The organism is Pararhodobacter sp. SW119 (assembly GCF_017811755.1).
Taxonomy (GTDB): domain Bacteria; phylum Pseudomonadota; class Alphaproteobacteria; order Rhodobacterales; family Rhodobacteraceae; genus Pararhodobacter.
Genome location: NZ_JADDJF010000088.1, coordinates 1 through 7,133, shown reverse-complemented (window position 1 = coordinate 7,133; position 7,133 = coordinate 1). Strand labels below are relative to the sequence as shown.

Genomic DNA, 7,133 nt, shown 5'->3' with positions numbered 1-7,133 from the left:
GGTCCCGGCGCTTTGTGACAAAGGATTCCAGCACCTCGCCCTCGTGATCCACCGCCCGCCAGAGGTAGTGCAACTCGCCGTTGATCTTCACGAACATCTCGTCGAGGTGCCATCGCCAGTGTTGCGATGAGCGCATCCGCTCAACACGCCGCCGGCGGATCTCAGCAGCAAACATCGGGCCAAACCGGTTCCACCAAAACCGCACCGTCTCATGGCTGATCTCGATGCCGCGTTCGTGGAGAAGGTCCTCCACGTTCCGTAACGAGAGCGGGAAACGGATGTAGAGCATCACCGCAAGGCGAATGATCTCGGGGCTGGTCTTGAAGTAGCGGAAGGGGCTGGGTTTGGGCATCCACGGAAACTACGCGACCGCCCTGTCCCGCTCAAGCAATTTGCTCTGACACCGCCCGTGGCGGGGCTCAAGCGGGACAAGACGCGGCCGTCGCGCGTGCCACCCCTGCCGAGGGATGTCCGGCTGAAGGTGATCGCGAAGACCGTGCAGGAAGCGCCGACCAATGCCACGCATTGGAGCCGCGCGATGATGGCCGATGCGGTCGGCATCTCGCCCTCCAGCGTGGGTCGCATATGGGCAGACGCCGGCCTGAAGCCGCATACAGCGCTAGCTTCTTTGTCCCTCTGTTGGATCCGAAGGCACAAAGGTCTATTCTTCAAGGCAATAGCCATGAAAGTACGCCGCGAGCCAGAACAACCGTGCGAACACAGCGTATCATGTCCGGTTCCTCTGACAAGGCCCTCGAAAGGGCTGGCACCTGCCGAATGCACGTGCAGCATCCGCGGCACTGACGGCGGTCAGTGTGGGCGCAGGATAACGATAAAACCGCCGGCAATCCGGCGAGTCGTGTAGTGTGACGCAAGGCAGACACCGCCACATCACATCACCAATATCAATATCTTATCGGATTAACTGTCGAACTTCGGTTCCCATGAATATCAGATTTCACACGCAGTCCGTCATATCCTATTAGAGGAATACCTAGAAGATTAACCAGAGTACGAAAAGGACCAAAACACCAGCGACGGCAATCATTCTCCAGTCTACTCGACTGAAGGCGTCCGTTGATGTAACTGACGCGCCTGTAACCCCTTTTTCAGACGGACCTCGCAGGTTAGCTTCAGTCCGAGTTTCGTCGGCGGGTTCGGTGATTTCAAGAACCTCAACAGGCCAAACGGACGCTCTGCAGCGACCAAGCGATCTTGTTTTTCCAAAATTGTCAACTTCTTCCCACTGCCCGGGATCAAACTCTACCACAGCTTTCCACTGGCTTTCCATCGGCCTGGAGTCCCAGCCTACAACAATGCCTGAAATTCCTGGTACTGGATTGAACTCTCCTTCAAGTTGGGTGCCAGTGGCGGCATCGATCAAGTCAAGGCGTGCGCCGTTCCATCCTTGGTAACCGCCGCGGCGACACACCCGCACGCGGTCACCGATTCGGAAGGTCACCTCAATCCCCGGAACTTCGGTTGCAACGCGTTCCATTTCCGGCTTCTGAGGGCGTCTCGTTCGCTTTGGATTCTTTGACGAAGGTGGCCGCAGCGTGCAGTACCAAGACGCACTCTTCCAGCTATCGGTCGATGAAAACAATTCAACTATCTTAAGAACATTTTCGGTCGGCTCGCGATCGCTTGCAAAGAATGCGTCGATGGCGCCTAGGCCTTCCTTGTTCCGTATGGTCGGATCACCCCCGTACTCAATGAGCAACATAGCAGTTTTAATGTCAGTTTCGTAGGCGAATGCTGCCGAAAGGCAGTAATGCATCGCCGTGCCGCTTGTGTTTATTGAGTCGGTTTCTCTGACAAGATTGGGATTTGCCCCAAGCTCGCACAAGTATCGAATTGCGTCCCGATGGTTACGATTGATAGCGCCGTAAAGCGGTGGTTCTTGTTCATTGGTAAAGTTTACAATTGCTCCGTTATTTAACAGGAGATCCGCAATGTCTCGCCAGTTTTTCTTTAGCTCGCGTGATCCAAACACCCATGAAAGAGGCGGTGTTTTTCCAACGTTCACGTCGGCCCCCTGTTCGATCGCAGCTCTTATCAGTTCGGTATCGCCTACTGATACTAATAGAGAAAAGGGAGTGGTTCCGTGGCGATCGGGCTCGTTGAGCATGACGTTCGCTAGGATTAGCTGTTTGAAGGAACTCCTGGTCGCCGCATCTTCAGCGGTTAGTTTCCTCCATACATCGTCAAATACATCGTAGGTGCCGTACCACGAGTCGCTCTCTTCATCACTCACAGCTGCCCGATATTCCCGCAAGAGTGAATTTCTGTCGCGGGTCCAGAGTTTTATAGCCTCGCCCGACTTGTTGTCGCGAATCAACTGGGCAAATTCAGCAAACAACGTCATCAGATTTTCTCCACTGAGAAAGGACTAGAGGCCTGCAGAACTCAATCCGCAGCAATCAGAGGCCGGCAGTTGATGCACGATGCAGATAACGTTATCCTGCAGCGCGTGCGACTTCCACCGCTCGCGCGAATGAGTCGTACGATCCCTTCCAGTACTGGCCGTCCTTGTAGATCGAGAATGACGTGTTGCTGATCAGTCCACCAGGCGACTTCATGATCTCAAACTTCGAATACTTGCCGTAAATGGTCTCGACGACTTGCTTGTCACTCATGATTCGCGTCTCCCTTAGTTCACGTTCTCTTCCGAAGGATAGTTTGAAGCAGATTGCCAGTCGACAACTTCGTGATCTAGGCTCCCGAATTATTGATTTTCAAAGCCAGAAGATGACGGTTGCGGCGAGGCCGACGGCGGAGAGGAATGCTTAGGCTCAAATTCCAGGTGCAACACCCGGGGCTCGTTGGGCATAGAATGTTGGGATGGACAGACTAAGCAAGCACCTCAGCAGCGAGGAACGCGGCGTGATCTTCGCCGAGCATGAACTTGGGAGCAGTCAGCGGACGATCGGTCGGCGCATTTTCATAATTTCATCATATTTTCCGCAAGGATCAGTTAAGGCGTAGATCGTGCTGAGAGTTTTCTATGGCCGTACATTTTCTGTTCTCTCCCGACCGAGCGATTCGAGATTTCAAAGTGCCGTCGACTGCCGTTCAGGAACCGTGGAATCCCAATCTTGCGCAGTAAGCTCAATCTGCGCTTAATTTGTTGGAGACCCGTTGACAGATTCGGAGGTCTGTCCTCGCAAATCTTCAATCTTGGAGAAATATTCGACGAGTTCGGGGGTTGGATAAGGACTTTGAGCGAGACTCTGCAGCCTCTCCACAGCAGCTCTCAGCTCTGACGAATCTCTAGTGGGTTGTCCTTGTTTAATGTCGTCCGGATGCCTGCCTTGCGCAAATGCCTCTAAGAGGCGTCCTTGTGAATAATCCCGATAGCCAATTGGAACCTCAAAATTTCGTCGCTCCCCATTCAAAATTGCAACACACATCTGCTTCACAAGATTATCAAGTTTCCGAGCGTCGTCACTAGAAGTGTTTGCCTCTTGTTTAGTGTTACCATATCTCTTTTGTTCTGTCGCGTGGGTTAGCTTATCCTTTTCTCGGAGACGCTTTACCAAAAAAAGATCCCAATCACTACGACAAAGATCCCGATCAAGCCGGGAAGGCCAAGATTGCTTAACACTGCTTTGCTCCTTGGTTTTCGGTCTGGCGCGCCTGAAGCAATAGTCAGACGTCAGCATGCTTACCTGAAATAGATAGCCGATCAAGAGTCTTGTCGTTGCGTGATGCACATCTGAGCGATGGGCTCTGTCAGACAAAACTTGGCTTGAGCGGCGCAGGGCGGTGGCGTAGCTTTTCCGTATGCCCCAACCCAGTCCTTTCCGCTACTTCAAGACGAGTCCCGAGATCATCCGCCTCGCGGTGATGCTCTACATCCGGTTCCCCCTCTCTCTGCGCAACGTGGAAGACTTGCTCCACGAGCGCGGTATCGAGATCAGCCATGAGACGGTGCGGTTCTGGTGGAACCGCTTCGGCCCGATGTTCGCCGCGGAGATTCGTCGGCGGCGCGTCGAGCGGATGCGCTCATCCCCGCAGTGGCGGTGGCACCTCGACGAGATGTTCGTGAAGATCAACGGCGAGACGCACTACCTCTGGCGTGCGGTCGATCATGAAGGCGAGGTACTCGAATCCTTTGTCACAAAGCGCCGGGACCGCAAGGCGGCGTTGAAATTTCTGAAAAAAGCGATGCGGCGGCACGGTTCGCCGGAAGTGATGGTGACCGACCGGCTGCGCTCCTACGGTGCCGCGCTGCGAACGATGGGCGCGTCGGATCTTCAGGGGCAGGCCGCTGTCTGAACAATCGTGCGGAGAATTCGCACCAACCTTTGCGACGACGGGAGCGGGCGATGCAGCGCTTCCGGCGGATGCGAACGCTACAGACCTTCGCCGCCGTCCACTCCTCCGTCCATAATGATTTCAACCAGGAGCGTCATCTCTACAGCCGAGACAACTTCAAGCTAAACCGCGCCGCCGCCCTCGCCGAGTGGCGGCAACTCGGCGCGGCCTGAAGCGGATCAGGGTAGGGGTTTCTGAGACTGGTTCGCATTGGTCTGACAGCACCTGATTACCAGTTGGCTGCGAAGTTTCTCGGCGCGCATTCATGACTTTTTGCCTTGAATATAAATTTTCTTTACCCCAGCGCCCACCGAAGGAGCAAAGAAGGCTATCTTGGCGCGATTCCTCTGACAATGCCGTGCTGCCCTGCGCCGAAACCGTGCCGATGCTCCTCTGGGCTCTGCTCGCCTCAGGCCAGATCACCATGCGCAAGGTCGATGGATGGCAAACCCTCGACAGACCGATCGAGCCCATGGCCCTTGACCTCGCCGCTTGATCAAGCGCAACTCAACCCGCTCGGAGGACGTCGTCGGAGAATCTCTACCACTTTCGAGACACAACCGGAACGGGTTAGATCTGGGCATCGTCCGAACCTACGCGACCGCCCTGCCCCGCTCAAGCCAAGTTTGTCTGACACTGCCGCCTTCGTTCCTTGATTATTATGTGAGCGACCACTAAGCTATGTGATCAAATACGAGGAGCACCTCGACAATACAGAGTTCCTCGAACGGAACAATACATAGTAATGGCCATCACCGCGTTCGCTGCCGTGGAATATGCATCCTGCGATGGCTCTGAAAGAGGTGCAGAGCAATGAGCAAGAGTCGTATCGTTACTGCCAACCTCAATACTCAAGCACCGAATAAACATCCGCCATATCCGCTTGGAAAGTTCTCCTTTATCTATCTTCTTGGCGTTATGGCTTTGTTTGTTATTATCGAAGTTGAACCCAGAGCGCTTTTTGTAGCTTACCCAGGAATTGGGCTTGTTGTTTCACGATTCGTGAATAATCGCGTCATTTGGTGGAATCAAGCAAACAGCCTTGAGAACGTTTTTCGAGCCAAATTACTTTTCTGGCTGTTATGGCCGCTTTACCTCCCCATTTTCATTATAAAGCTGACGGTAGCCAGATACTTGTAGTTTTGAAGAAATTATGCGGCAAGCATCATGAGAACTTTGAAAAATCGCCTCACTCAGCACTCTCGGCAAGGAGCCTGAGTTGATTTTCGGTCAAATTACCTGTGACCTCAAATCCCTGATCATTCTGCCATTCACGGATGGCGTTGCGCGTTGAAGAATTAATGTCGCCGAATGGTGGACGAACATCAAATCCCAGGTCGATGAGCGTTAGTTGGAGCTCCAAGACCTCAAAAGCCCCCATCCGGCCAAGCACTTCGTCGCGGTCGGGCTCTGCAGGTTCAACTACCTCCGCAAAACCTTTGAGCTCGTTGTATTGTCCCCGAGTTAGGGAACCTGTAACAGGGTGACCCTGAGACCTTTGCCACTGACGGATGGCGTTGCGCGTCGAAGGCCCAATGATGCCGTTCACAGGGCCGGGATCAAAACCCAGCTCGGCGAGAGTTCTTTGGAGACTCATGACCTCGTCTAGCCTCATCCGGCCCAACACGTCATCGCGGTCAGCCTCTGCAGGTACACCTGTCTCTCCAGAAGCTGTAAGGTCGCTGAATTGTCCCCGAGTAAGGGAACCGGTAACGGGATGGTCCTGAGCCCGTTGCCACTGACGGATGGCGTTGCGCGTCGAATGCCTAATGATGCCGTCCACAGGGCCGGGATCAAACCCCAGCTCAGCGAGTGTTCTTTGGAGGCTCATGACCTCCGAAGGCCTCATCCGGCCCAACACGTCATCGCGGTCAGCCTCTGCAGGTACACCTGTCTCTCCAGAAGCATTAAGGTCGCTGAATTGTCCCCGAGTAAGGGAACCTGTAACAGGGTGACCCTGAGACCTTTGCCACTGACGGATGGCGTTGCGCGTCGAAGGCCCAATGATGCCGTTCACAGGGCCGGGATCAAAACCCAACTCGGCGAGAGTTCTTTGGAGACTCATGACCTCCGCGGGCCTCATCCGGCCCAAAGCTTCGTCGTGGACTGCTGGTTCCGGTTCCACCGTTTCGGAAACCGGTGTGTCCAAGGTCTCGCGCAGCCTGGGCATGAATATATTCGGCCTTGTGGTATCGAAGATTGTCAGCTGCCATGGCGCCTGATGCCCGTGAAGGCCAGGAAAAACAAAACTCAAAGATTCGGAATCGACCTCAGGAATAGGGAACGAAACATAAAACTCACTTACTGAATTGAACGGTAAATTTGCGCGGAACGCATGTTGATTAAAAGATGAAAAGCGCAAGCCCTCAATCCCACTCATTGACCGGTATCGATTCTCCTTTTCGTCAACAAGATGAATTGCTTCTGCATAGGGCCTTCTGATAACTCTATCGCCATACCCCAAAACAGAATATGAGTCATTCTTAACAAACAAGATATAATCACTAGTTGCCCGGTTTGGCAATCTTCCCGGCAGGTATTCGTTTCTTTCAGTCGTCGCAATTGTGAAATTAAATGAAATCGTTGTGTCAGATGTTTTCTCGATCGATACAAGTCTGATTGTTGCAGGACCCGCTGCACCCCCGGTGCAAGCGCGTGTACAGAGCGAAGCGGAAGGAATATTCACTAGCTCAGCAACCTGGCCGGTAGACCAACTCCTAAAGTCATAGGCTTCCAATAGGGCAAGTCTTGCTTGCCTCCTCGCCTCGTCTCGACGACGCTGCTCTTGGGCGATTTCTTCATTTGTTCTTTCTCGC

At 53.7% G+C, this 7,133-nt stretch carries 5 protein-coding genes and 2 pseudogenes; 3 read left to right on the top strand and 4 right to left on the bottom strand.

Translation table 11 applies throughout. The annotated features are described in order from the left end of the window. From IM708_RS19780 to IM708_RS19770, 3 genes are all read right to left on the bottom strand, one after another. The coding region (locus IM708_RS19780) for a DDE-type integrase/transposase/recombinase (RefSeq protein ID WP_209428296.1) at positions 1-352 on the bottom strand (352 nt) is incomplete at its 3' end. 642 nt (positions 353-994) lie between these two features. Further along, complete coding sequence (locus IM708_RS19775) at positions 995-2,365, bottom strand: ankyrin repeat domain-containing protein (protein ID WP_209428295.1); 1,371 nt, start codon at positions 2,363-2,365, stop codon at positions 995-997. Positions 2,366-2,456: 91 nt separating this feature from the next. Next, positions 2,457-2,636 carry a hypothetical protein gene (locus IM708_RS19770; protein WP_209428294.1) on the bottom strand — a complete coding sequence of 60 codons (180 nt, stop codon included), beginning with the start codon at positions 2,634-2,636 and terminating at the stop codon, positions 2,457-2,459. 1,147 nt (positions 2,637-3,783) lie between these two features. Between IM708_RS19770 and IM708_RS19765 the strand changes: the two are divergent. From IM708_RS19765 to IM708_RS19755, 3 genes and pseudogenes are all read left to right on the top strand, one after another. Beyond that, positions 3,784-4,490, top strand: a pseudogene (locus IM708_RS19765) (IS6 family transposase). A 185-nt stretch (positions 4,491-4,675) separates the two neighbouring features. After that, a pseudogene (locus IM708_RS19760) lies at positions 4,676-4,813 on the top strand (IS256 family transposase); the annotation flags it as partial. Positions 4,814-5,130: 317 nt separating this feature from the next. Continuing rightward, positions 5,131-5,457, top strand: coding sequence for a hypothetical protein (locus IM708_RS19755; RefSeq protein WP_209428293.1), 327 nt, complete (start codon positions 5,131-5,133; stop codon positions 5,455-5,457). A gap of 49 nt (positions 5,458-5,506) precedes the next feature. On the opposite strand, the gene IM708_RS19750 is transcribed toward IM708_RS19755, so the two are convergent. Next, on the bottom strand, positions 5,507-7,133 hold a 1,627-nt coding region (locus IM708_RS19750), incomplete at its 5' end, for a peptidoglycan-binding protein (protein WP_209428292.1).

Bases quoted from the DNA above. Each gene is read 5' to 3' on its own strand.
- IM708_RS19775 (WP_209428295.1), bottom strand. From the start codon at position 2,365: ATGACGTTGTTTGCTGAATTTGCCCAGTTGATTCGCGACAACAAGTCG.
- IM708_RS19770 (WP_209428294.1), bottom strand. From the start codon at position 2,636: ATGAGTGACAAGCAAGTCGTCGAGACCATTTACGGCAAGTATTCGAAG.
- IM708_RS19755 (WP_209428293.1), top strand. From the start codon at position 5,131: ATGAGCAAGAGTCGTATCGTTACTGCCAACCTCAATACTCAAGCACCG.